This window comes from Sulfitobacter sp. SK011 (assembly GCF_003352065.1).
Classification (GTDB): Bacteria; Pseudomonadota; Alphaproteobacteria; order Rhodobacterales; family Rhodobacteraceae; genus Sulfitobacter.
In genome coordinates this window covers 1,017,427-1,039,965 of the sequence record NZ_CP025803.1, presented here as the reverse complement: position 1 = coordinate 1,039,965, position 22,539 = coordinate 1,017,427, and the positions used below count along the sequence as shown (strand labels likewise).

The 22,539-nt window shown below is 51.3% G+C and carries 16 protein-coding genes and 6 pseudogenes; 11 read left to right on the top strand and 11 right to left on the bottom strand.

Annotated features, from left to right (window positions below; all coding sequences use genetic code 11):
- Positions 1 to 106 precede the first annotated feature (106 nt).
- Positions 107 to 1,522, bottom strand: coding sequence for an oligosaccharide flippase family protein (locus C1J02_RS05025; protein ID WP_254693209.1), 1,416 nt, complete (start codon positions 1,520 to 1,522; stop codon positions 107 to 109).
- A gap of 329 nt (positions 1,523 to 1,851) precedes the next feature.
- Between C1J02_RS05025 and hemE the strand changes: the two genes are divergently transcribed.
- Complete coding sequence (gene hemE / locus C1J02_RS05020) at positions 1,852 to 2,886, top strand: uroporphyrinogen decarboxylase (RefSeq protein ID WP_114880384.1); 1,035 nt, start codon at positions 1,852 to 1,854, stop codon at positions 2,884 to 2,886.
- Here hemE and hemF read toward each other — a convergent pair.
- A complete protein-coding gene (gene hemF / locus C1J02_RS05015; protein WP_114877600.1) occupies positions 2,883 to 3,764 on the bottom strand; it encodes an oxygen-dependent coproporphyrinogen oxidase in 882 nt (293 codons plus the stop codon). The genes hemE and hemF overlap by 4 nt on opposite strands.
- An 18-nt stretch (positions 3,765 to 3,782) precedes the next feature.
- A complete protein-coding gene (idi, locus tag C1J02_RS05010) occupies positions 3,783 to 4,328 on the bottom strand; it encodes an isopentenyl-diphosphate Delta-isomerase (protein ID WP_114877599.1) in 546 nt (181 codons plus the stop codon).
- Positions 4,329 to 4,531: 203 nt separating this feature from the next.
- On the opposite strand from idi, the gene C1J02_RS05005 reads away from it, so the two are divergent.
- Both C1J02_RS05005 and C1J02_RS04995 read left to right on the top strand, forming a co-directional pair.
- Positions 4,532 to 4,993 (top strand): cytochrome c family protein, encoded by a 462-nt coding sequence (locus tag C1J02_RS05005; protein ID WP_205389864.1) that lies wholly within the window; start codon positions 4,532 to 4,534, stop codon positions 4,991 to 4,993.
- Between the two features lie 799 nt (positions 4,994 to 5,792).
- Entirely contained in the window at positions 5,793 to 7,244 is a 1,452-nt protein-coding gene (locus C1J02_RS04995) for an aldehyde dehydrogenase family protein (RefSeq protein ID WP_114877597.1), read from the top strand.
- A gap of 633 nt (positions 7,245 to 7,877) precedes the next feature.
- On the opposite strand, the pseudogene C1J02_RS04990 reads toward C1J02_RS04995, so the two are convergent.
- From C1J02_RS04990 to C1J02_RS04975, 3 genes and pseudogenes are all read right to left on the bottom strand, one after another.
- Positions 7,878 to 8,165 (bottom strand): annotated as a pseudogene (locus C1J02_RS04990) (transposase); the annotation flags it as partial.
- Between the two features lie 40 nt (positions 8,166 to 8,205).
- Positions 8,206 to 9,376, bottom strand: a pseudogene (locus tag C1J02_RS04985) (IS3 family transposase).
- An 856-nt stretch (positions 9,377 to 10,232) separates the two neighbouring features.
- Complete coding sequence (locus C1J02_RS04975; protein ID WP_114877595.1) at positions 10,233 to 10,493, bottom strand: hypothetical protein; 261 nt, start codon at positions 10,491 to 10,493, stop codon at positions 10,233 to 10,235.
- On the opposite strand from C1J02_RS04975, the pseudogene C1J02_RS04970 reads away from it, so the two are divergent.
- Positions 10,443 to 10,631 (top strand): annotated as a pseudogene (locus C1J02_RS04970) (IS5/IS1182 family transposase); the annotation flags it as partial. The gene C1J02_RS04975 and the pseudogene C1J02_RS04970 sit on opposite strands and share 51 nt — an antisense overlap.
- On the opposite strand, the gene C1J02_RS04965 reads toward C1J02_RS04970, so the two are convergent.
- A complete protein-coding gene (locus tag C1J02_RS04965; RefSeq protein WP_114877594.1) occupies positions 10,622 to 11,623 on the bottom strand; it encodes a tyrosine-type recombinase/integrase in 1,002 nt (333 codons plus the stop codon). The pseudogene C1J02_RS04970 and the gene C1J02_RS04965 sit on opposite strands and share 10 nt — an antisense overlap.
- 90 nt (positions 11,624 to 11,713) lie before the next feature.
- Here C1J02_RS04965 and C1J02_RS20790 point away from each other — a divergent pair, with 90 nt between their 5' ends.
- On the top strand, positions 11,714 to 12,079 hold the full coding sequence (locus C1J02_RS20790; RefSeq protein ID WP_162798231.1) for a hypothetical protein: 366 nt from the start codon (positions 11,714 to 11,716) through the stop codon (positions 12,077 to 12,079).
- Between the two features lie 104 nt (positions 12,080 to 12,183).
- Here C1J02_RS20790 and C1J02_RS04960 read toward each other — a convergent pair whose 3' ends face one another.
- Complete coding sequence (locus tag C1J02_RS04960) at positions 12,184 to 13,467, bottom strand: site-specific integrase (protein ID WP_114877593.1); 1,284 nt, start codon at positions 13,465 to 13,467, stop codon at positions 12,184 to 12,186.
- 379 nt (positions 13,468 to 13,846) lie between these two features.
- Entirely contained in the window at positions 13,847 to 14,323 is a 477-nt protein-coding gene (locus C1J02_RS04955) for a hypothetical protein (RefSeq protein ID WP_114877592.1), read from the bottom strand.
- A gap of 178 nt (positions 14,324 to 14,501) precedes the next feature.
- Here C1J02_RS04955 and C1J02_RS20785 point away from each other — a divergent pair, with 178 nt between their 5' ends.
- Positions 14,502 to 14,987 (top strand): hypothetical protein, encoded by a 486-nt coding sequence (locus C1J02_RS20785; protein WP_162798230.1) that lies wholly within the window; start codon positions 14,502 to 14,504, stop codon positions 14,985 to 14,987.
- A gap of 257 nt (positions 14,988 to 15,244) precedes the next feature.
- Here C1J02_RS20785 and C1J02_RS04945 read toward each other — a convergent pair whose 3' ends face one another.
- Positions 15,245 to 17,338 (bottom strand): ATP-binding protein, encoded by a 2,094-nt coding sequence (locus tag C1J02_RS04945; RefSeq protein ID WP_114877590.1) that lies wholly within the window; start codon positions 17,336 to 17,338, stop codon positions 15,245 to 15,247.
- A gap of 208 nt (positions 17,339 to 17,546) precedes the next feature.
- Here C1J02_RS04945 and C1J02_RS04940 point away from each other — a divergent pair.
- From C1J02_RS04940 to C1J02_RS04920, 5 genes and pseudogenes are all read left to right on the top strand, one after another.
- Positions 17,547 to 17,937, top strand: a pseudogene (locus C1J02_RS04940) (IS3 family transposase); the annotation flags it as partial.
- Between the two features lie 125 nt (positions 17,938 to 18,062).
- Positions 18,063 to 18,895: pseudogene (locus C1J02_RS04935) on the top strand (IS5 family transposase).
- Positions 18,896 to 18,914: 19 nt separating this feature from the next.
- Positions 18,915 to 19,600: pseudogene (locus C1J02_RS04930) on the top strand (IS3 family transposase); the annotation flags it as partial.
- A gap of 238 nt (positions 19,601 to 19,838) precedes the next feature.
- Complete coding sequence (locus C1J02_RS04925; RefSeq protein WP_114877589.1) at positions 19,839 to 20,318, top strand: molybdopterin-dependent oxidoreductase; 480 nt, start codon at positions 19,839 to 19,841, stop codon at positions 20,316 to 20,318.
- Complete coding sequence (locus C1J02_RS04920; protein WP_114877588.1) at positions 20,315 to 21,769, top strand: sensor histidine kinase KdpD; 1,455 nt, start codon at positions 20,315 to 20,317, stop codon at positions 21,767 to 21,769. The genes C1J02_RS04925 and C1J02_RS04920 overlap by 4 nt, the downstream gene beginning before the upstream one ends.
- Here C1J02_RS04920 and C1J02_RS04915 read toward each other — a convergent pair.
- Positions 21,766 to 22,488 carry a sulfotransferase family 2 domain-containing protein gene (locus tag C1J02_RS04915; protein WP_114877587.1) on the bottom strand — a complete coding sequence of 241 codons (723 nt, stop codon included), beginning with the start codon at positions 22,486 to 22,488 and terminating at the stop codon, positions 21,766 to 21,768. The genes C1J02_RS04920 and C1J02_RS04915 overlap by 4 nt on opposite strands.
- Between the last annotated feature and the right edge of the window lie 51 nt (positions 22,489 to 22,539).

Below are 22,539 nucleotides of genomic sequence, written 5' to 3'. Positions count from 1 at the left end.
GCACAGTTGATCTTGGTCTGGACGTTTCCGCACAGACTGTTGGGTGGTCGATCCTTCTTCATCCCTGCCTAATGAAGTTTTTGATCTAACTGCGCCAGCCCACTGGCTAGCGAAGGTGAAACGCCCCGGCTGATCCGGGGATCAGCATCTTGATATCTGGCAAGTTCACCCAGACCGCGATGGCACCCAGCAGCAGTGCCAGTGGCAGGAATATCAGATCGTGCCGCCCATCCCATGCATTATGCCGTCGCGCCAGTGCGGCGATAAAGGGATAGTACAGCAACATGGCGCATGCGAGGCCGATCACCGCCCCCAAAAGGCCCATGATCATGACCCCTATCAAGAAGAATCCGAACGTCAGGATCGCCTTGGTCACGCTGACAAGAAAAAACCCGCGTGAATCCCCGGTTGCAAGGGCCGCCTGATCATAGGTCAGCGACACCACGGTAATCATCTGGACACTGGCTAGGGCAACAATGATGCCTCCTGCAGCAAGATAACGATCATCATAAAGCGTCTGAACAATCCAAGGACCGATCAACGCCAAGCAAAACAAGCCAAGGATCATCACCCCTGTCAGACCATACCGCAATTGAAACAGGCGATTACGCGCGGTCAGGTCTTCGTCTTTCAGATGCTCGCGGTAAAGCGGGATAAGAATGCGAGACGTGACCGTCATCGCCAACATCAGCGGAAAACTCGCGAGGAACATACCGATATTATAGATGCCAAGCCCATCTATACTGAGAAACTTGCCCAATATGGCCCTGTCCCCCTGCAAAACCAGCAAGCCACAAATGGAAGACAGAAAAATCCAGATCCCGAAATTCAACAGTTCTGATCCGGCACGCTTTTCCCAATAAATACGGTTGCCCGGCCCCGGAAGGAACAACCACATCAGCGCTAAACGAACCGCTGCGGTCACCACCCAACCGGCAACCAAGGACCAGACTGAATGGGTGACCCAGGCGAGGATTACCATCGAAACGGTGCCGGTGCTTATGGACAACAGATCCAACGCCGTCACCCGCCCCAGCAGCAAATGCCGATTTGCTGTTTCGACGCGTATCGGTTCCAGCGCCGCAAACACCAGCGACACCGCCGCAACTGGCAACATTATTGCGATATCCGGCTGGTCATAAAATGCCGCCGCTGGCAGTGCCAGCGCACAGGCGGCCAGCCACAAAACAACCCCGCGAATGATCTGCATGGTCCAGGCGGTATCCATGAAAGCAGGCTCATCACCTCGTTTACTCTGCATAATCGACTGGGAAATGCCCATATCAGACACGAGCGTCAGCGCGACCAACAGCATGGTGACAAGCGCCATGATCCCAAATGCCTCTGGGAACAACAGGCGCGCAAGCATCAGGTTTGCAGCAAACCGCACGCCCTGTGAAATAAAGAAGGTGAGTGCCGTCCAGGTGGACCCACGGGCCGCCCGCGCGAGCATTGACGCACCATAAAAACCACCCTCCGCCGAGGGCTTTGACGCATTGGGCGATTTCGACCCTTCAGCCATCAGACTGTGCCAAAGCAGCGCGGCCGACAAAGGCAGATATCAAAAGGCAATTGGTCAAAAACATACGCGCGACGGTTACTTTCCAACGGCAGAAAACGGGCAGTTCTCTTTTAGTACCGATCATCGTGGCACATGGTAAGTGGAAAACTGTGGCTGAGATAGGACCCGGCGCTCCGACCCCGCGCCCCGGTCAAAGACCCCCCTGACCCGCACTGAACATTAATCGTACATGAAACACCCCCATCGTCATACTGCGGCACTGACAACACTTGTACCCCGCCCTTGGCAAAGTGCATGGTGCGGAAAAATCAATTCCTGGGAAAAGTGACATGACATCTCAAAAAACCATCCTGCGCGCGCTGGCCGGGGAAACGCTGCCTACCCCTCCGATATGGATGATGCGTCAAGCAGGCCGGTACCTGCCTGAGTATCGTGCAACCCGTGCCAAGGCGGGTGATTTCCTATCGCTTTGCTACAACTCAGAACTTGCCGCAGAGGTCACGCTACAACCGATCCGCCGCTATGGATTTGATGCCTCGATCTTGTTTGCGGATATCCTTTTGGTCCCGCAGGCCTTGGGCGCTGATCTGTGGTTTGTAACCGGCGAAGGCCCACGATTGTCGACCATCACCAGCCAAGCCGAGTTGGACGCATTGAAGCCCAGCGATGACATCCACGACCATCTGTCCCCGATCTATGAGACTGTTGGCATTCTGGCCAAAGCGCTGCCCAAGCAAACAACAATGATTGGTTTTGCGGGGGCACCGTGGACCGTCGCCACCTATATGATCGCAGGCCAAGGCACCCCTAATCAAGGCCCGGCCCATGCATTGAAAGCCGAAAACAAAGCCGTTTTTGACGGCCTGATTGATCGGATTACCGAGGCCACAATCGTCTATCTGAATGCACAGATTGAAGCCGGTGCGGAAGTGGTAAAATTGTTTGACAGCTGGGCCGGATCACTGCAAGGTACTGATTTTGATGATTATTCCATAGCACCGATGCGAAAGATTGTGCAAGGCATCAAGGCCGCACATCCCCATACACCTGTCATCGCATTCCCCCGTGGCGCGGGCGAACGGTACAAAGGTTCACATGCCGCAATCGGTGCGGATTGCATTGCCGTCGATGATGCAGTGAGTGCGGAATGGGTCGCCGAGAACGTGCAGCCCGATGGATGCGTTCAGGGCAATCTGGCCTCAAAGCATATGGTCACGGGTGGCGACGCCTTGGTGTCAGAAACCCGGCGCATTGTCGATGCACTGTCGAATGGCCCGCATATATTCAACCTTGGCCACGGGATCACACCAGATGCGGACCCCGCAAACGTGCAACTGATGATTGATACGGTCAGGGGCGGTTAATACCACTTGGCCATCGGCGGCAGGCTCATCAACACGGCCTCAGGATCGTGACCTGTTTCCAGACCAAACTTTGTGCCCCGGTCGTAGACCAGATTGTATTCTGCATAAAGCCCGCGATGCCGCAACTGGATGTCCTTGTCGGCCTCATCCCAGGGCGTCTGATGGCGGCGGTCCACCAGCGGCACAAAAGCCGGCAGGAACGCGGCACCAGTATCCTGGGTTAGCTTAAAATCGGCCGCCCAATTACCGGTATTGAGGTCGTCAAAAAATATGCCCCCTACCCCGCGCGCCCGTTTGCGGTGTGGAATATAGAAATACTCATCGGCCCACGCCTTTAGCTCATCATAAAGTGCGCCCCCATGTGGATCACAGGCGCGCTTCATCTCGGCGTGAAAATGTGCCGTGTCCTCAGCGTATTCAATGCAGGGGTTGAGATCGGCACCGCCACCGAACCACCATGCATGTGGTGTCCAGAACATGCGCGTGTTCATGTGGACCGCTGGCGCATGCGGGTTCTGCATATGTGCCACCAGCGAAATACCAGACGCCCAAAATCGCGGATCATCGACCATTCCGGGAATGCCTTTGCGCGCGGCCATCGCCGCCTGCGCGCGCGCGCCCAAGGTTCCATGGACAGTCGAAATATTCACGCCGACTTTCTCGAAAACGCGCCCGCCGCGCATCACGCTCATTTCACCACCGCCAGCGTCTGCGCCATCATCCGCCGATCGTGTGGTTTTGCGCACCTCAAAGCGGCCCGCTGGCGCACTGCCCTCATGACGGTTTTCCAGCGCGTGAAACGCGGTGACAATTTCATCCCTCAGGGTGCGAAACCATGCAGCGGCTTGCGCTTTTTCAGCTTCGAAGGTTTCTGTCATGGTCTCAACTCAATCTTCCTACAATCCTTGGGCTGCATCGGCACTGGCCCCACCAAATATCATGTCACTGTGCTCTGCCAGATAGATCCTTAGCCAAGGGGTAAAGTGGTCAGGATTATCTGCCAATTCCGCGATAAGTTGATCATGTTCAATCCACCGCGTTGCCATCACCTCGTCTGGGTTGAGTGTGATGCTCAGATCAAGATCGGCGGACACCAAGAAGACATCAACCAGTTCGTGCTCGATCAGGCCCCCACCCACATCGGCCCGGTATTCGACCTGCCCGCAATGACGTGGAACGGTACCTTTGATGCCCAGCTCTTCTTCAAGGCGCCGCACTGCACAAGTCATCGCATCCTCGCGCCATTCGGGATGGGTGCAGCACGCATTCGCCCAAAGGCCCGGGGTGTGGTATTTGTTGAGAGCGCGTTGCTGGATCAACACGTGCTCACCCGCAACCACAAAGACAGATACCGCCTTGTGCCGCAAACCTTGTTGGTGCGCTGCAAGCTTTTCGAAGGGTTGGAGCGTGCCGTCCACCCATGTTGGAATCATCGTTGCCATGGTCTTTAGGTTCTCGTGTGATTTGACGACATGGTTTCTATCATTTTAAAATTTCATGAGCGTGTTAGCATGCTTCATTTGGGTTTGCACATTGCCACCCATTCGCGGCGTCCTAATGTCGCAGACACCATTTGGTGATATGATCTATGATCATGATATCCAGTCCATCTAGGATGGTGATCCGAAGAATTGAGGAAAAAGAAATGAAATTATTGCCAATCATGGCCCTTGGCCTGTCTACAATTGCCGCACCGTTGTTCGCCGATGGCCACGCAACTGGTGACGCCAGTGCGGGTGAGAACGTCTTCAAAAAATGCAAATCCTGCCATGCGATCATCGCGGATGACGAAACGGTCATTCAGAAGGGCGGCAAAACTGGGCCGAACCTTTATGGCATCTATATGCGGGCTGCAGGAGCCGCCGAAGGTTTCAAATTCGGGAATCACATTGTCGCGGCGGGTGAAGCCGGATTGATGTGGGACGAAGAAAGCTTTGTGAAGTACGTAGCGGATCCAAAGAAGTTCTTGGCAGAATTTCTGGGTGACAGCGGTGCCAAGTCAAGAATGTCTTTCAAACTCAAGAAAGCCGAAGATTCAGTAGACCTCTGGACCTACCTTGTTTCGGTTGGACCTGAGGTTGAGGACGAAGGCGAAGAATCCAACTAGCCAGCTAACGGGTTTTTTCTCAAACACCATTGACGGCCGAACTGTTACGCCGTCAATGAGCCAGACTAGGGGGTATCGATGATAGAAGACGCAATGCTCTCCGATCGAACATTGCATGATTTCATATTCGCGCAGAAGCGATCCCATTTGGAAGGCGATGAGTATTAACCAATTATTGGATACTAAGAGACATAAAAACTGAGTTCTGCAATCACACCTTGTACTTTTTTAGTTTCGTCACGGAATGGCTAGGTTGCTTATGCAACCTAGCCTGATTTCACCCGATGGATTGACCAAGACACGGTCAAGCAAACCGAAGTGATAGTTGTCTACTCAAACTGAATTGAATGCCACAATATCCGCGGATATCGGTAGGCACCTCGACAAATTCATTGCCACCAAGCATTTAACGGCAAACCCACGGAACACATTTGGCGCACAAAAAGCTGGTATCGGAAAATCGACAATTGCGGCCCACTTTGCACACTGTTAATCACCCTTTTTATCAGGCGTGTTCCGATATTCAACGCGGAACCTCTGGAAACTGGAAGTCCCGCTTTTTTCCATTTCCGAACTGCCCTATTTCCCCCAAATTATCTAACGCTGGCTGAGTTATGGACATAGATGGCCGCAAAGAACACCAAAACCGAAAAAGGGAGTTTGAAGGTGTGCGTGAAAGAGAATACCAAGGGACTCTCTCTGAGACTTTGACCGAAAAAATGAGTCTTCTAAACGCGTCTGCAGCATTGACCGCAAGATCGATTGACGAAAAAATAGAAACCAACACAGGGTGCAACTGATGAGACCACTCGGCATTGATCCAGCGTTTTGTTTTATTAACAATGAATGGGTGCCTGGTTGTTCCACGCAAAGGGTACCTTTGATCAACCCGTCAAATGGCGAGGTATTGTGCGAAATTGCCCGTGGTACAGCAGGCGACATAGACATCGCAGTGATGGCTGCGCAGGCCGCTCTTGAGGGTGACTGGGGAAGAGCGAGTGCAGCAGAGCGTGGTCGAGTGCTTCATAATATCGGCGCAATTGTTCTTGAGCACGCTGAGGAGCTGGCCGAGCTTGAAGCGCATGACGTGGGCAAGCCACTAAAGCAGGCGAGCGCAGATGTGGTTGCCTTGGCGCGGTACATGGAATTTTATGCAGGTGCCGCGGACAAAGTGCATGGTGCGACAATTCCGTATCTGAACGGCTACACGGTTTACACCATGCGAGAACCACACGGGGTTACTGGACACATCATTCCGTGGAATTACCCGATGCAAATTATTGGGCGGTCTGTTGGGGCGGCACTGGCCATGGGCAATGCGGCTGTATTAAAACCGGCGGAGGAAGCTTGTCTGACCGCGTTGGCATTTGGAGAGCTGGCGCGCCGTGCGGGGCTGCCGAAGGGGGCATTGAATATAGTTCCGGGTTTCGGGGAAGAGGCGGGCAATGCGCTGGCCCAACATCCGCTGGTGCGCCATGTTTCGTTCACTGGGTCAGTTGATGTTGGGAAACTGATTCAGGAATCAACAGCGCACCATGTCGTGCCCGTGACGTTGGAACTGGGGGGTAAGTCGCCGCAGCTGGTGTTTGAGGATGCGGATATCGACGCGGCATTGCCATTCTTAGTCAATGCAGGAATTCAAAATGCCGGCCAGACGTGTTCAGCATCGTCGCGTATTTTGGTGCAGCGACAGATTTATGATCAGATCGTGGAAGCGATGACGCAAATGTACACTGACCTGCGTGTTGGCCCCGCGATGGATGATCTTGATCTGGGCCCGGTTATTTCAAAGCGCCAAAAAGAAATTGTTGAGGGCCATTTGGATCGGGGTCGCGATTTGAATCTTGTTGCGAAGGGGCAAGTTTCGGCTTCTGCGCCTGAAGGTGGATCTTACGTCGCGCCCGTGTTGTTTGCGGATGTGCCCCCTGATCACGTTCTGGCGCAGGAAGAGATTTTTGGCCCGGTGCAGGTTGTGATCCCTTTTGACGATGAGACGGAGGCCTTGGCCATTGCCAACGGGACCCAGTTTGGTCTCGTGGCGTCGGTTTGGTCTCGAGATGGTGCGCGGCAGATGCGGCTGGCCAAAAAGCTGCGCGCGGGACAGGTATTCTTGAACAACTACGGGGCTGGTGGCGGTGTTGAACTTCCGTTTGGCGGGACTGGCTTGTCAGGCCATGGTAGGGAAAAAGGCTTTGAGGCGCTTTACGGGTTTTCATCGCTCAAGACGGTTGCGGCGCTGCATGGCAGCTGACTTTTCTTTGGTGTGTGCAAGGTACAATAGATTAGCTATATCTTGAGTTTGGTGCTATTGAGGGCCACATTTCAGGTGAAAGGGCCAAACCATGCATGTAGAGTCCTCAGTTCCATTGTCTGATCAAAAAGAACGCTTTCCTTGCAATTTGGTAGATCATGGTCGGTTTTCAAGCGCTGGTCTCGTAACAAAGATCGGTCTCGACTTTATAGGTCAGGGAACCGAAGCCGCGGGATTGGCTGCGCTAAGATCTCTGTTAACTGAACGGCAATCCGCTGAGTTTCTTTCGGGCCCTGTCATGCAAAGCCGTATTTCAGCGATGATGACCAAGAAGAGGCATTCCTCTAATCTGGATATTTGATTTTTCTAGAGGAGCGGAGCGCGAATTCGAACCGGTTCTTGGCGAGCTTCTTGAAGCGCTTCAGGATCTTTGTCGAAGTTTGAGGTCACAATCGACACTAGCAAGTGTGACTAGGAATGTTCACGGTTTATGGTGCAGCAATTTGACCCATGGTCATGAACATCTCCTTCTTCTCAATTTTGGGAAACTAAAGAAAATGTCTCGCGAGTAACGGCACATTTGCAGTCCGGCATGCGAGTGAGCAGCCCCACTTGAGTGGTCCAATTTGAAAGTTAGTGCATGATTGGCCTTTGGTCCATCGTTACGATGGCCTCTGGCGCAGGTGGGCGATAGCCCATAGCACTATGGGGTCGTTAGGTGTTGTAGTGGTTCCTCCATCGTTCGATGATGATTTGGGCTTCACGCAACGAGTAGAAGATTTCGCCGTTCAGTAATTCGTCGCGCATTCTCCCGTTGAAGCTTTCGCAGTATCCGTTCTCCCAAGGCGATCCAGGCTCGATGTAGGCCGTCTTTGCTCCAACTGCTTTGATCCAGTCCCTGACGGCCTCCGCGATGAACTCTGTGGACCTGTCACGCTTTCGTGCCGCCCCAAGTGCTCGTTTAGGCCACTTTCCGTTCGAAGGCGACCGGGCTTTTCCAGCCCAGTGCTGAGTGGCGTCGTCGCGGATTGTAAAACCCGTTGATGTATTCAAAGATCGCCACTTCCGCTTGCCGCCGCGTTTCCCATGACCTGCGCCAGATCAGCTCGGCCTTGATGGTTTTGAAGAACGTTTCGACGGCAGCATTGTCGTAGCAATTGCCCTTGCCGGACATCGACGCTTTGAACCCGTGCTGGCGCAGAAGCTTCTGATAGTCGTGTGAACAATATTGCGACCCGCGATCCGTATGATGAATGCAGCCTTTGGGCGGCGCCCGGAAAGCTATGGCCATGTTCAACGCTCGGATCGCCAAGTCGCGTTTCATCCGGTTGCTCACGGCCCAGCCGATCACACGCCGTGAATGCAGATCGAGGATCACGGCCAGATACAACCAACCTTCGCGGGTCCAGACATAGCTAATGTCACCGGCCCACTTCTGGTTCGGCGCAGCAGCGTTGAAGTCTCGATCCAGCAGGTTCGGCGCGATATTGAACTTGTGATCGCTATCGGTCGTCACCTTGTGTTTGCGGGTCCTGACGACAGATATGCCGTTCTGGCGCATCAAACGGCCCACACGGCGATGACCGACGTCCAGGCCGATCTCCTTCAACTCTTCGGTCATTCGCGGCCTGCCGTAGCTACCAAGGCTCAGGCGGGACTGTTCTTTGATGTGTGCAAGCGTGACCATATCAGATCGTTGTCTGCGACTGGCAGGGCGACTACGGAAGGCCCGCAAGCCACGTGTGCTGACGCCAACGACACTGCATAAACGGTTGGTTGGGAAATGGTTCCTGTGTTCCTCGACAAACCTAAATCTCATTGCTTTAGGCCCGCGAAGAACTGCCCTCTCGGCAGATTACTGCGTAATCGCCTGTCGGGTAATAGGTGGCCTTTTTTAAGATCTCCCTCTCCTCCTTCAGGAGCCGGCTCTCTCGTCGAAGGCGTTCATTCTCTTGAGCGAGGCTCAAATCCTCTTTGGAAACCACGCCTGTGTCTCGGTGCGCCGTGATCCATTTGTTCAGCGTCGACATGCCAACGCCCAGATCATCAGCCACCTGCTTGCGCGTCAGCCCACTGGTCAGCGCAATACGCACCGCATCTTGGCGGAATTCGTCCGTCCGTTTCAGTCCCATAGTCAGTCTCCTTTGTTGCAGTAAATGCTATCAAAGGAGCGGCATCAAACCGCGACAGGTCCAGGAGCTATCCACACAGGACTTTCGCTGCGACCGCGAAATCTCGGCGCAAGTGAACTCACAGTTTGCGGACGTAGCGGACCATCAGCGCGTTATAGGAGGTTTTGGTCAGACGTGTTAGGATTGAAGCTCACAATCCGTACACGAAGCACGGCAAAATAGGGAGATTCTGCATGACTACGGTTGTCGTAACACACGCTGTCGGAAACATGGACACATGGTTAGGCGGAGGAGAAGTGCGCACAAAAACGTTCTCCGGATTCTGTTCCAGCCACCGAGTTTTCAGGCATACCGACAAGGATCAGGTGTCTATTGTCTTTGAAGGTGTAGACCTTGACAAGATGAAGACCATACTCGGATCGTCAGAGGCCGCTGCGAGTAAAGCCCAACACACTGTGATCGATCCAATCGAATTATATATAGAGGTTGAGGGCGGCGCTTGAGCTTTTGATTAGGGATTATATCTTGTACCCTTCATGAGTTCAGGCTTATTGAAACCAACTCAAAAGGCAAGCTGATGTACGCGTTTGCGGTGCACGCAAGAGCTGCATTCGCAATTTGTCTATATTGGGCTCTCTACCGCCATTAGATCGGCCGCAGCATATGCAGCTGACGGGGGGACCAATCCCGGTAGGAACGGCCCATTGCCGACATTCAGCCAAGTTCAAATTCGTCTTACCTGCTTCCCGAAAGCGGGCAATCATGCATCGCACAGCATTTTCATTGGCCGGATGTTGGGAGATCGTCGAAGCAGCATTTGCGTCAATAGCGTTGCTGTTCCTTCACTAGTTTTGAATCATCGCGTTCCACGAACTGCCCATGCGCGAGCGGCAAGCAAGATCATCCCATCAGGATCCGTCGGTAAGATATCGATCAGGCGGTTCTTCAATTTCTTGCGCGCGGCATCGTCCAGAGATGCGCAATAACCCGGCGCAGGCGCAATTCCGGAAAGGAAGGGAGACCAGTAGTCATCAAAATCTGTAAAAGGTGTCAGAATGTCGATGGGCGCTGTCCATTCTTTGCCTATTCCGACAATTATCTGATCGATACGGACCACGGCATCATCGTTGATGTGGATGCCAGCCGCTCGAACAAGACCGCTGAGGTCGGCGCGATGCGGAAGATGCTAGACCGGACCGAAGAGCGCTTTGGCGTCAAGCCCGATTGGATCGCAGCAGATACGGCCTACGGGTCCTCCGACTGATGTTGGCCTCCTTGTTCGTAAGCTCGTGAAACTTCGGCAGCAGCAGATTGGCTAGCCCTAATACGCCTCCCATATCGAGCGGGCATTTCAGGCGATGTCCAGCGACCTGCCACCATTATTGACGAGAGATCACACCCAATCCTGAAAGCATCATGTACCCCGCCCACTCGGGTGCTATGAGCTGAGACGTCTTTTCTACCAGTACAACGTTTCATAATTCTTGAAATGGTGCTCGGGCTCATAGCTACCCGTTTCGCTCCTTGCTGAGATTTGGTCAACAAAGGTTCAGTAGGCTGTAGTTTCGCAAGTTCTATCCAATCAAGAACAGCCTTAGTTCCTCGACCAGAAAGAAACGCATAGTCCCCTTGCCCATAAGTGTCTGTTTTTGACCGCCGTACGTACAAAAGGCTGCTGTCGTCATCTTGCCTGATCAAATCCTTTACTTTGAATGCCACAATTTCAGATGCCCTACACCAGCTATCAGTGGCTACCCAAAGAACCGCTTTATCTCGAATGTTCTGTCTAGTTTTACCCAATCGATCAATCGCAAGAATTACTTCCTTTTTGCCGAGAGGCGGTGCTTGATTGGTATGCGCCCCATACTTTCGTTTGACGCCCTTCAGCGCAAGGTCAACCATCCGATGTCTGGTGGGCGAAGGGAGGAAATTCGAGCGGTGTAGTTCAGCAATAGCCCAAAGCCTTGTTTCGATGGAGTTTGCAGCTAGCCTGCCACCCATATCATCAACCCAAGACGCTAATACTCTTGGATCAATAGGCGGTTCCGGTGAATAGCCATTTTTTTCACACCAATCTCCGAACAATCGAACAACCATTTTATAATTTCGCAGAGTTTCAGGTGCAAAAGCTGCCTCTGACCTCCGACGATATTCCTCTATGAGTTCTTCACGCCTGGTTGGCGTTGTATTGGCCAGTGACGTTAACATTTCTGCACGTTCAGTATCTCGATCAAAAATCAGTTTCATCAATCGCCTCCTTCAAAAAACGCGTTAACCATTTGTTAACGTCGGCACTGTAGCACTCACTTATGGCTCAAAAAGCTTCGATGTTGGGAAATGAAATCGCGATTGCCGCCAACTTGTAAACCAAACGGCGAACTGCAAATCAAGCGTTCTTTGATACTAAATGATGAGGGATTGTTAATGGCTGATAGTGGACGACGAGTTGGTGATAGGGTCACGTCAAGCTTCTTCGGAAAGGTGCAAAGTGGAGATACTTGGCTTGCAATTGAAATTACTCGTGCCAGTTCGCAAAGCAGCTGGAAACTTGAGATAACCACTGAGGAAATGAAGACTATCACTTGGCCTGTACCGTTTGAAACTTCAGATCGTGCCCTGCAGGTTGCAATGCAAACCATTGATCAAATTGGGGCTTCAAATATGGCGGCATTTGCGCGGCCTGAGATACCGCAAAAGCACTAGTGAGGCTTCGATAGCCGCAGATTGCTAGGCGACTAGCGGATTTCTGTATCGGAAAAGTTATAGCGCAACGCCGCCCCCCCCAATCAATGTCGGCATTAGGCATATCAGCGCTGCCGCAATTCGTCCTCCTTTGCCCGCAGAAGGCTGACGACAGTACCGGTGGCTTTGCTTCGGTTCTTCCGGGGCCAAGACCAATTTGGTTCCTCTGCTGTCTGCAAGGTGTCCCGAAGACGTGTGAGGCGCGAATCCTTCCGAACCATTTGAATTGGTGCAAATCGGCGCGAAATCTCGGTCTCAATCGAATCGCAGCATAGATGGCCATAAGTTCTACTTACGGTATCTGTATTAGTGTGACCGAGTTGCTTCGCGACTACGGCTAAAGGTGTTCCTGCTTGAACCAGTTGGCTGGCATAGGTGTGCCTGAGGCCATGGAACACAAACCCTTCAGGTAGTCCCGCAAGTCGCACGGCGTCTTTGAAAATATGCTTGTGACATCCAGACCATTTGTTTCCCGATGACATGCGGAATACGAAGTCTTCATCATCCAAGCCTTCAACTTGATCCAAAAAGAACGACATTCCCTCGTCTGGGAGGATCACATAGCGCCCGCGATAGTTCTTCATCGGTGCAACAAATATGCCAAACACATGCCCTCCTACGTCGCGCGCCTTGATACTTGCAAGTTCAGATACTCTGCATCCGGAGTACAATGCTGCAAGGACTAGCAGCGCGAGATCAGGCCGACACGATGCTATCAAACGTTTGGCCTGCGCACGGGTCAAAAAGAATTGCCGAGGTGTGTCGGCGTGTGGCATTCGTCTTAGCCGCCGCCATGAGCGCTCACTATCAACATCGCCATTCTCCCAAGACATTTCGATTGCTGCTCTGAGTAAGCTGATTACCGTATTGAGAGTCTTCTTTCGCTTCCGAAGCTGATCGTGTTCCAAGTTTTCAAGACTAGTTCTTGGCCCCTGCGTTCCGTTACCTCTTTTTGGAGCCGACTCGAGTACATCAATGCAGAATTGCGTGAATGTAGATTGACTAAGTTCTTCGACGGGGAGGTTGCCTAGCTTGGGAATTATGTGGTGGTTGATCAGAGAAAGTGTCGTCTCGAAATAGGTCCTCGCGGCGGCAATACGCTTCCATTCTACAAATCCATGCATTGCGTCGCCAATTGTGAAGCGATGACCGGTCTTCGTGTATCTTAACTTAGCATTGACGCCCACTGCGTAGGGCTCCGAGGCAATCGCAATGATGTCGGGACGATTGAACCAATTTTTTGCAAGGGCCAGTGCTTGGTCGTAGTCCAGTCCATCCCTGTGGAATGGGGCAAGCTTACCAATTCTTTTTTGGCTGTAATTTCCGTCAATGCGACGGATGCGTGCCATCCAATGGCATCCGCCTGACGGCAACTTTTCGACACCTATGTGACGGCAATACTCCAGAATGTTCCAGTAAGGGCTACGGCGTGCAGGTAGTCGTTTACGTTATTAGTGCACGACAACAATGGGGCATGGGCAGCTCTGCGCATCTCTGATCTCCTTCATCAAACAATCGTGCAAAGACTAGATCACGCGCGGGTATCTGATAAATCTTAGATTACTCGACTAAATGCTTTTTTCCCTTCCCTTTGGGTCGGGATCATTCGCTTCGTTATGAACCTGTTCTAAACTTTGGAATGCCGGCTCATGAACCCCAGAGCACGCACCCCTCACACATGAACTTGATCAAAGCACGCTGAACTGCGCCTGCACACACCCGTAGTAATCAAATGCTTCGGGCATCAAGAACGCTATAAGGTCGTGACGGATCGAACACGCGTGGCAGCAAGAGATATGGCTGGGCGTAGGTTTTGCTAGCTGGCGTGATTACGTATGCGCCAACCAAAATGCCGATATCTGCCATCAGCAAGATTTGCAGCTTATGGGAGCATCCGCTGAGGCCCATTATGAACTCTCCGTCTTCTTCGGCAAAGGATTCGAACGGTTTCAGAAGGAACTGCCGGCTAGCCTCATCATCATGGCGGGCACTCGCAATTCTTAGTTCATCGCCCGAAATGAAGTCATCAGGTGATTGAAGCCGTTCCCCACTCATTGCGCCGCACGTCCCTCTCACGTTGGACAGAGGCACACTAACAAAGCGGGTCTCAATATCATGGGGACCAACCGTCGGTGATGATACGACCTTGAGCAGGCCACGGGAAGCGATTTGGCTTTGCGAAAAAGCCCTGGCAAGTTGTACCATTTAACAAACCTCAGATTAAGGAGCGCGAACAATAGTTAATTTAATCACCTGAATTTTTCACAGGATTGGGCCGAAAGCTGGGCGGTACTGAGACAGAGTTGGGAAAAGTTCGCCTTTGTGAGGCGAGTTGCAATTTTACATCTTGATTTGCGACCATGGAAGCGTTGATGTTCATGTTATGTCCCGTCACACCTCACCCAACAACAAGCGCGTCGATGATGCGTTCCCCATTCGCGTCAAGATCAAGATACCGCCCAACGGTCTGGGCAATCTGATCAGCGAAATTCTGGTTTGGTTGCGTGCCAATATTGGGGATGACCGGTATTCCAATCAGTCGATTACGGGCGTTTGGTGCCAGGCTAGAGCCTACTATTTCCGCGATCTGAAATATCCGCAGGTCAGCAGAGAAACAGAACAGCAAACCCCGATCAGCAGGTGCAAGAATGAGCTAAAACTGCGCCAGGAACTATCTAAGTATTGGGGAGTATGTATACGAGAACCGAACCGTTTCATGGCTGATTTCGGTGCCACGTCATACAGCAGCTACTCCTCGTTTCTGAGCGAAGATGGAAACCGAAGGTACATCTTCACCGCAAAGCGGATGATCTCTCGGCAGATTTTGAGACAACAGAATGGGTTCTTTTTGCTAATGGTCACAGGGTAAGAAACCGACCTGCCCGCCTCAAGCGAGTTTTATCTTAAAGGAACGTTTTTCCGGCGCGCCCGCGATAGAGCCCTCACGGTGATCTTTTCGTCCCATAACATTGAACACGCCCTAAAGTATGGCGACCGGGTTTTTGGCCCTGCGCGGGGCGCATACCCGGTCAGTTCTCAACATGCTGACGTCAGGCCCATTCTCACGAGACCCCCGGGATGTGTCTTGAAAAAGCACATGCGGATGTATCTTGTAATTTGCAAACGCTATGAGATCGGCTCAAGGAGGTTTCCTCGGACACTGCCATTGGCAGCCTTCTCTGCGGAACGGGCGGGCAGCCTCAAGGTGAACTTGCTCCCTACGCCGAACTCGCTTTCAAGTTTCAATATGCCGTTTTGCGCCGTTGCTAGTTTACGTGAAATCGCGAGACCCAATCCAACGCCGCCGTTCGAGCGTGTATCTGAGGAATCAACTTGCTCAAAAGCATTAAATACACGTTCCTGATCTTCAAGAGATATGCCTGGACCTGTGTCTGAGACCGCAAAAACCACGTCGTTATCAGCATGTCTGACGCTGATTTTGATTTCCCCCGCAGACACAAACTTCAGCGCATTATTAACAAGGTTAAGCAGTATCTGGGTCGTCCGCAATGGATCGCAGTATACCTGTCCACCTTCCGAAATGAACATCAGATCCAAACCCTTGTCCTTTGCCGATTGTTGAGTTTGCTCGCTCACCGACATCAGTAATTGATCAACATCGCAGAGTTTGGTTTCAACAGAATACGAGCCCGCCTCCAACTTGGCAAGATCCAACATATCGTCGACCAGTGCCAGAAGGTATTTCGCGGACCGTTCTTGCTTTCCCATCATTGCAACAATGTGCCTGATCAGAGCTGTCAAAGCATCAGAAGCGCCTTTTCTGTCAATCGGATCTTTCGCAAACTCTAAGAAAACGGCCTTAGAAATCTTCTGGCCTTCTATATGTTTTATTAGTCCTACAGTTCCAAGTATAACCGTCAAAGGCGTCCTAAGTTCATGAGATAAGGTATTCATAAACTCTGACTTTGCTCTGCTGGCTTCCTCAGCTGCCTTAATAGCTTGTTTGAGTTCCGTAACATCGGTGCGCAGGCAAACCTTTCCGCCGTCAATTGTATTGTGGTCGGACGCAAGGATGAACCGGCCATCGGAAAGCTCTTGCTCGAATTCAATATCCGGGCCATCGAAGTCTTTAAGTCTTTCTTGTACCCATTCTTCCTCTCGACCCATTGCTGCCGCCTGCGGTCCACGCTCAACCGCCAGTCTGATGATATCTTCGAAACTAGCACCGTGCTTTATCTGATCCGACACTTTTTCGTAGATTTCGGAATACTTGCTATTATATTCAATGAGGAGTCCATCGCTATCAAACATCGCAAATCCATCGTTCATCGCTTGAATCGCAGATGTCAGCCGAATTCTCGACTTTTTCTCGGCAGCTGCAAGGGCCGCGACTGACAGTACCACGCCGACGATCAGCAAAGAAATCGCCCCCATAATAAGGCGATTGCGAATGTGGTTCGGAGTGTTGCTTGGCCATCCGGGCTTGGGAATTGCCGTCATTGACCAATTGCCATTTGGAATACTAATCTCCAACTCTATCGGCGATTCCTGCTCAAGTTCAGGATTTCCGAATAGTATTGATCTTTGGTCTTTCTCAACCGAGTCCAATCTAAGGAATAATTTGTATGCCTGACTGAGGGCCTTCAATCCTGTCTGATCCCAAAACCGATCAAAATCTACAACCATGGAAACGATGCCCCAAATCTTATCGGAGCCTCCAGCCGCGTTGCTATCAATGAATATTGGTTGTCGAATTATCAGCGCGCGACCACCCTGAACGAGTTCTATAGGACCATCAATCGTTGCGGTCCCATTTTCGACTGCTCGCATCACCCCGGTGCGTTGTAAGTCATTTTCGGTGTAGTCCAAGCCAACCGCAGCTGCGTTTTCTTTATAAGGGTAGACAAACCGGACAACCAAGTCGGGCGCGGCAGCAAAGTTAATGATATCATCCCCTTGGTAATTGAGGGACTGGACAAGGGAACCAAACTGTTTCTGATCGAGGTCATAGTTTTCTTCAATCAAAGTCACCAGTTTTTGGAGCACCAAAAAATGATCAAATACTTTCTCTTCAATTTCTTCGCGTGCTTCGATCAGTTCCAGTGTGTGATCAAGTCTCACATCCTTCACAAAGTTTGCGCGCAGTAGACTGTCAAATTCGGTTGCAATCAAAAAAAGGGAAACCAGCAACACGAAGACAAGAGCACATGTATGGGCTGAAAATCTTAAGGATTGTAGTCTGGATAAAACAACGTTCATAAAAATTCAGGACCAACTTTGTTATGAGATAATTTCGATCAACTGACCCGTGTGCTCACGATTGCATAGTTCATCTTGAGATTGAAACAGCAAATTTACATCAGTGAGTTCCAACGGGTAAACGGCTTTCCAAAACACTCAAACTGGACCTGTCGCGGTTTGATGCCGCTCCTTTGATAGCATTTGCTGCAACAAAGGGAGACGATAGATGGGACACGGAAGAACGGGTGAATTCCGCAAGGACGCGGTGCCCATAGCGCTGACCAGTGGGCTTACGCGGAAACAGGTGGCTGATGATTTGGGTGTCGGGATGTCGGCATTGAATAAACGGATCGCAACCCACCGAGACACGGATGTGGTGTCGAAGGAGGATCTAAGCCTCGCACAGGAGAATGACCGGCTTCGGCGCGAGGTCCGCATCCTCAAGGTGGAGCGGGACATCTTAAAAGAGCACCGCAGTTCATCGCGAGCCAAAAGCCGTTAGGTTAAGGTTCATCGAAAAACACCGGGATGCATTTGCAGCCGCCCGCCTATGTCATGTAATGGATGTCAGCTTGCGCGGGTTGCGTGCGTTCCGAACCCGCCCCCCAAGCCACAGGTAGCGGTCTGATCTGGTCACATTGGCGCATATTAGGGAACAATTTCATCTTAGGGTCTGGACCCATTAATCGACTTGAGGCTGTTCTGGCCGCATGATTCAAGCTCCCAAACTTAAGGGAGTATGATGAGCAATCTTTTCTGGCTGAACGACGAGCAAATGGCGCGGCTTCGGCCATACTTTCCGAAGAGCCATGGTGTGCCCCGCGTTGATGACCGGCGCGTGCTCAGTGGCATTATCTTCATCAATCGCAATGGGTTGTGATGGAGTGATGCGCCTGCCGATTACGGACCGGCGAAGACCCTGTACAACCGATGGAAGCGGTGGAGCGACATGGGGGTATTCGCGCGGATCATGACGGGGCTGGCTGCCGAGGCACCTGACAATAAGACGATCTCAATCGCCGCAACCTACCTCAAAGCGCACCGCACGGCCTCGAGCCTGCGGTTAAAAAAGGGGGGCGTGGACGTCTGATCACTGCCCGGCAGTCGCTGTTTATAGCGATGAGAGGGGGGGCGAACGAAAGGCGGTATGAACACAAAGTTGCATGCCGTCACCGATGCAAGTAGGCGGCCGATCCGGTTCTTCATGACCGCCGGCCCCCCTCTCATCGAAACGTCGTTTCGACTGTCGGGCAGTGGGTCAGCGACTATACCGGGGCCAGGGCTTTGGTAAATAGCCTACCCGCCGCCGACTGGCTCTTGGGTGACCGAGGATATGATGCGGATTGGTTCCGTGAGGCCCTTGTAGTCAAGGGAATAACGCCCTGCATCCCGGGGCGGAAGTCACGCGACAAGCCCATCAAATACGACAAGCGTCGCTACAAACGGCGCAACCGGATCGAGATCATGTTCGGACGCTTGAAAGACTGGAGACGCGTGGCCACGCGTTACGACAGAAGCCCCAAAGTGTTCCTGTCCGCCATCGCGCTCGCAGCCACAGTCTTGTTCTGGCTTTAAATCAATGAGTCTGGAGCCTAGCCTTGGTATTTATGGCAGACCACGGATGACCGAAGAAATGAAAGAGATTGGCTTGGGCGTCGGACACGACCGCGTAGGACGATTGATGCATCAGAACGGCATATCCGTTGTCAGGGCCCGAAAACACACGGTGACAACGGACAGTGATCATAAGTTTAACATCGCACCCAATCTGCTGGGCAGGAATTTCAGCGCAGAAAAGCCAAGTCAAAAATGGACAGGTGACATCAGCTATGTATAGACGCGACAGCGTTGGCTGTATCTGGCCGTGATCCTGGAGCTGCATTCCCGGCGTCTCATTGGTCGGGCTGTAAGCAACCGCATGAAGCGCGACTAAGCGATCCGGGCGCTGAAGATGGCTATTGCCTTCAGGGCACCGCCTAAGGGCTGCCCCATCACACGGATCGCGGCAGCCAATACTGTTCGCATGACCATCAGAAGACCCTGCGCCAGCATGGCTTCAAAGTATCGATGAGTGGAAAAGCCAACTACTATGACAATGCAGCCGTCGAGACGTTCTTCAAGACCATCAAGGCCGAGCCTATCTTGCGGCGGTCATGGACAACGCGGCGACAGGCAGAGATGGCAGTCTTCGAATACATCAATGGGTTCTACAACCCGCGTCGGCGGCACTCAGCACTGGGCTGGAAAAGTCCTGTCGCATTCGAACGAAAGGTAGCTTAAACGAACACTTGGAGCGGCACGAAAGCGGGACAGGTCCCACATTGATCTCACAAGTGTCCCCCGGATCTGTCTAGGTTCCAGGAATGGTTTCTTAAATATAACAGTTTGATAGAGAACCATAGTGTTGCAGTATCACGCGAACAGACTTTTCTTTTTCAACGTCTGGTAGTCCGGGTCCCAATTGTGCCATAATTCATGGGCATGACAATAGACCAGAAAAACTCGGAAAGGTTGAGCTATGAAAGAGAATTTGCTCCGTTTTGCGCGACATATGTTGACTATCGTGCTGTTCGCGCTGCCCAGTGCAAGCTATGCAGATGCTATCCTGACGATAACTGCGAATGGCGCATCAGAGGCGTTTAGCTTTGAAGAATTGGCCGCGATTCCACAAACCAAGGTTGTGACCAAGAACGACTATACTGATAACTCTGTAGAATTTACTGGTCCAAGACTGAGGGATGTGCTTGCGCCTTATGAAGTTGGTCCAAACAAAACGCTAATCATGCGGGCTATTAATGACTTCGCGGTTAATATCCCTGCTTCTGACGCCTTTGAGTACGACGTTATTCTCGCTCTTTTTAGCAATGGCGAGAAGATGTCTATTAGGGAAAAGGGGCCGATCTGGGTAATTTACCCAATGGATGATCATCCCGAATTGCGCGACGATAGCTATAACAGCCGTTTAGTATGGCAACTTGTTAGCATAACAGTTGAATGACAAAAAGAGGAAACATAGTAAGGGTTACCCTTTTTTCACTTTGTCTGGGCACTGCCGTTTTGGGAGGAGTGGTGATATGGACTCTCGGTAGCCGTGTGCAAAGCATCAAGACTGCTGAACAAAGTGATCCGCTCTGGATCACCTCTCAGTTGCAATTTGAACTTTTACGATTCGAAGCAGACCTTACAGACTATATATTTGGCTCAAAATCCGATGAAGAGGTAGTCGAAAGGTTCGATATATTGTGGAGCCGGGCCAACGTTATGAAATCAGGGAAGTTGGCGCGGTTGCTCGAGGATATTGGGGTCGATACAATTCCTTTAGAGGAGTTCGAAGCAACACTTGGCAGAGTCGATCCACTGGTCCAATCTCTTCCGGGGCGAAGCGCTCAGGAAACTGACCGTCGGCTCGCCGCTCAGGAACTGTTGGCGGAGACCAAACAATTCAAATCGAAGTTCAGAGTTCTATCGCTGGAAATTGCCCAAGCGAAATCGCGCCTGATGCTGGAATTTCGGACGGGTCTAGTGTCGTTATCCAATGCTATTGCGTACTTAGGCATCGTCATTTTTGTTCTTATTGGGGTCGTAGTATCCATCCTTATAATTGATGTCAGATCAAGCAGACGAAGAACACATCTGCTTGAGCAATTGGTAGTTGAAGCCAAAGCATCAGCTAAGATGAAAGATAATTTCATGAGTGTCGTCAGCCACGAACTGCGCACTCCTCTCACATCTATTCTTGGAGGGATAGCGATTCTCAAAACGAAGTATGGCGAAAAGCTGGACGATGGTGCCAAAAAAATGGTCGACATTGCCCAACGTAATGCCGAACGATTGCTCTCGCTTGTTAGTGATATCTTGGATGCTCATTCATTGGAAGAAGGTAAGGTGAGTATTTCCAAAGAGCGTCTGAATTTGAACTCGATCTTGATTAGCACTGTCGAAGAGTGCGAAATCTACGCCAGCCAACTTGACGTCACAATTTCCCTAAAAAGTTCAGATGATGAATTGATTCTGGATGCCGACCGGGTTCGGATATCTCAAGTTCTCAGCAACTTTTTGTCGAACGCAGCAAAGTTCAGCCTACCCGGCGGTACCGTCGAAGTCGAAGCCCGTAGGAAAGGGAGGTGGATTCAAACCGAAATAATTGACCATGGGCATGGAGTGCCGCTGGATCAGCAATCCAACTTGTTCTCGCGATTCCATCAGGTTAACCCAGGGACAACAGGGGCGCATAAGAGCAGCGGTTTGGGACTCAGTATCGCAAAACAACTCATAGAAATGCATGGTGGCAAGGTCGGTTTCACCTCGGTTGAAGGCAAAGGGTCAACATTTTGGTTTTCCCTTCCATCTGCCACGGATACTGAGACTGACCGGATAGATAGGGCTCCTGAAATCGAAAAAGAACCCCACCGAATGGGGAAGCGCATCAGCATCGCTAGTCTTGGTTAGATAACTGAAATTGGATCCAAATTTTGGTTTATCTGCTCAATTATTTGGCAGTCCGCTGAGGAGTGTTTCAGAGAATTGATCAAATCGTAATCGCATTTATAGAATTCTCTAATTCTCTCCAAGTCTCGATCTGACACCTCAATTCTGATTTTATTACTTTCATTCCGATCTAGAGAGGCTGAAAGCCGGTTCGTATCAGTAATTAAATCAATCCATTCTAAGACTTTCTCTAACCCGCGTTCGAACAGAAAAATGTTTAAATTTCTCCCGACAAAATCAACTTGTGGCCTTATATGATTATCGCAGGCATATGGGTCAGCAAGGCATTTCTCGAAAACGACGTTGACCCATTCGCCAAAAGTACCGTAGAATTTTTCATTCCAGTCTAACTCTACAGTCAACTTATCATTTTTAGAAACTTTGCCGATCTTGTTGCTCCCACCGCAATATCTTGTTGCTCGGTAGCGATATTCACTCAGTAGTCTTTCAAGTGGATTTCGGAGGATTGCGAACGATGCGTCAGCAAAGCCATCTGGCAACAGGATGTTCCTGACATCAAATGCCATGTGCTGCGGCGTGGTGTGCGACCATTCCAATTCTTCTCTTGAATAGAGGGCTACTTTCCCTTTCCTTCTCATATAATCCGTTATGCCGGATCCGCCAGTCTTGGGAATGTGAACGAAGTGTAATAGTCGATTATTAATCCTAGCAAGTGGCATTAATACGGCCTTAAAATTAGAAGAGGCAGGTAGCTTATCTTTGCAAATATT

Bases quoted from the DNA above. Each gene is read 5' to 3' on its own strand.
- C1J02_RS04995 (WP_114877597.1), top strand. From the start codon at position 5,793: ATGAGACCACTCGGCATTGATCCAGCGTTTTGTTTTATTAACAATGAA.
- C1J02_RS20785 (WP_162798230.1), top strand. From the start codon at position 14,502: ATGTCCCGTCACACCTCACCCAACAACAAGCGCGTCGATGATGCGTTC.
- C1J02_RS20790 (WP_162798231.1), top strand. From the start codon at position 11,714: ATGAAATCGCGATTGCCGCCAACTTGTAAACCAAACGGCGAACTGCAA.
- C1J02_RS05025 (WP_254693209.1), bottom strand. From the start codon at position 1,522: ATGGCTGAAGGGTCGAAATCGCCCAATGCGTCAAAGCCCTCGGCGGAG.
- C1J02_RS04925 (WP_114877589.1), top strand. From the start codon at position 19,839: ATGAAAGAGAATTTGCTCCGTTTTGCGCGACATATGTTGACTATCGTG.
- hemE (WP_114880384.1), top strand. From the start codon at position 1,852: ATGACATCTCAAAAAACCATCCTGCGCGCGCTGGCCGGGGAAACGCTG.
- C1J02_RS04960 (WP_114877593.1), bottom strand. From the start codon at position 13,467: ATGGCACGCATCCGTCGCATTGACGGAAATTACAGCCAAAAAAGAATT.
- C1J02_RS04955 (WP_114877592.1), bottom strand. From the start codon at position 14,323: ATGGTACAACTTGCCAGGGCTTTTTCGCAAAGCCAAATCGCTTCCCGT.
- C1J02_RS04945 (WP_114877590.1), bottom strand. From the start codon at position 17,338: ATGAACGTTGTTTTATCCAGACTACAATCCTTAAGATTTTCAGCCCAT.
- hemF (WP_114877600.1), bottom strand. From the start codon at position 3,764: ATGACAGAAACCTTCGAAGCTGAAAAAGCGCAAGCCGCTGCATGGTTT.
- idi (WP_114877599.1), bottom strand. From the start codon at position 4,328: ATGGCAACGATGATTCCAACATGGGTGGACGGCACGCTCCAACCCTTC.
- C1J02_RS05005 (WP_205389864.1), top strand. From the start codon at position 4,532: ATGAAATTATTGCCAATCATGGCCCTTGGCCTGTCTACAATTGCCGCA.
- C1J02_RS04915 (WP_114877587.1), bottom strand. From the start codon at position 22,488: ATGCCACTTGCTAGGATTAATAATCGACTATTACACTTCGTTCACATT.
- C1J02_RS04920 (WP_114877588.1), top strand. From the start codon at position 20,315: ATGACAAAAAGAGGAAACATAGTAAGGGTTACCCTTTTTTCACTTTGT.
- C1J02_RS04965 (WP_114877594.1), bottom strand. From the start codon at position 11,623: ATGAAACTGATTTTTGATCGAGATACTGAACGTGCAGAAATGTTAACG.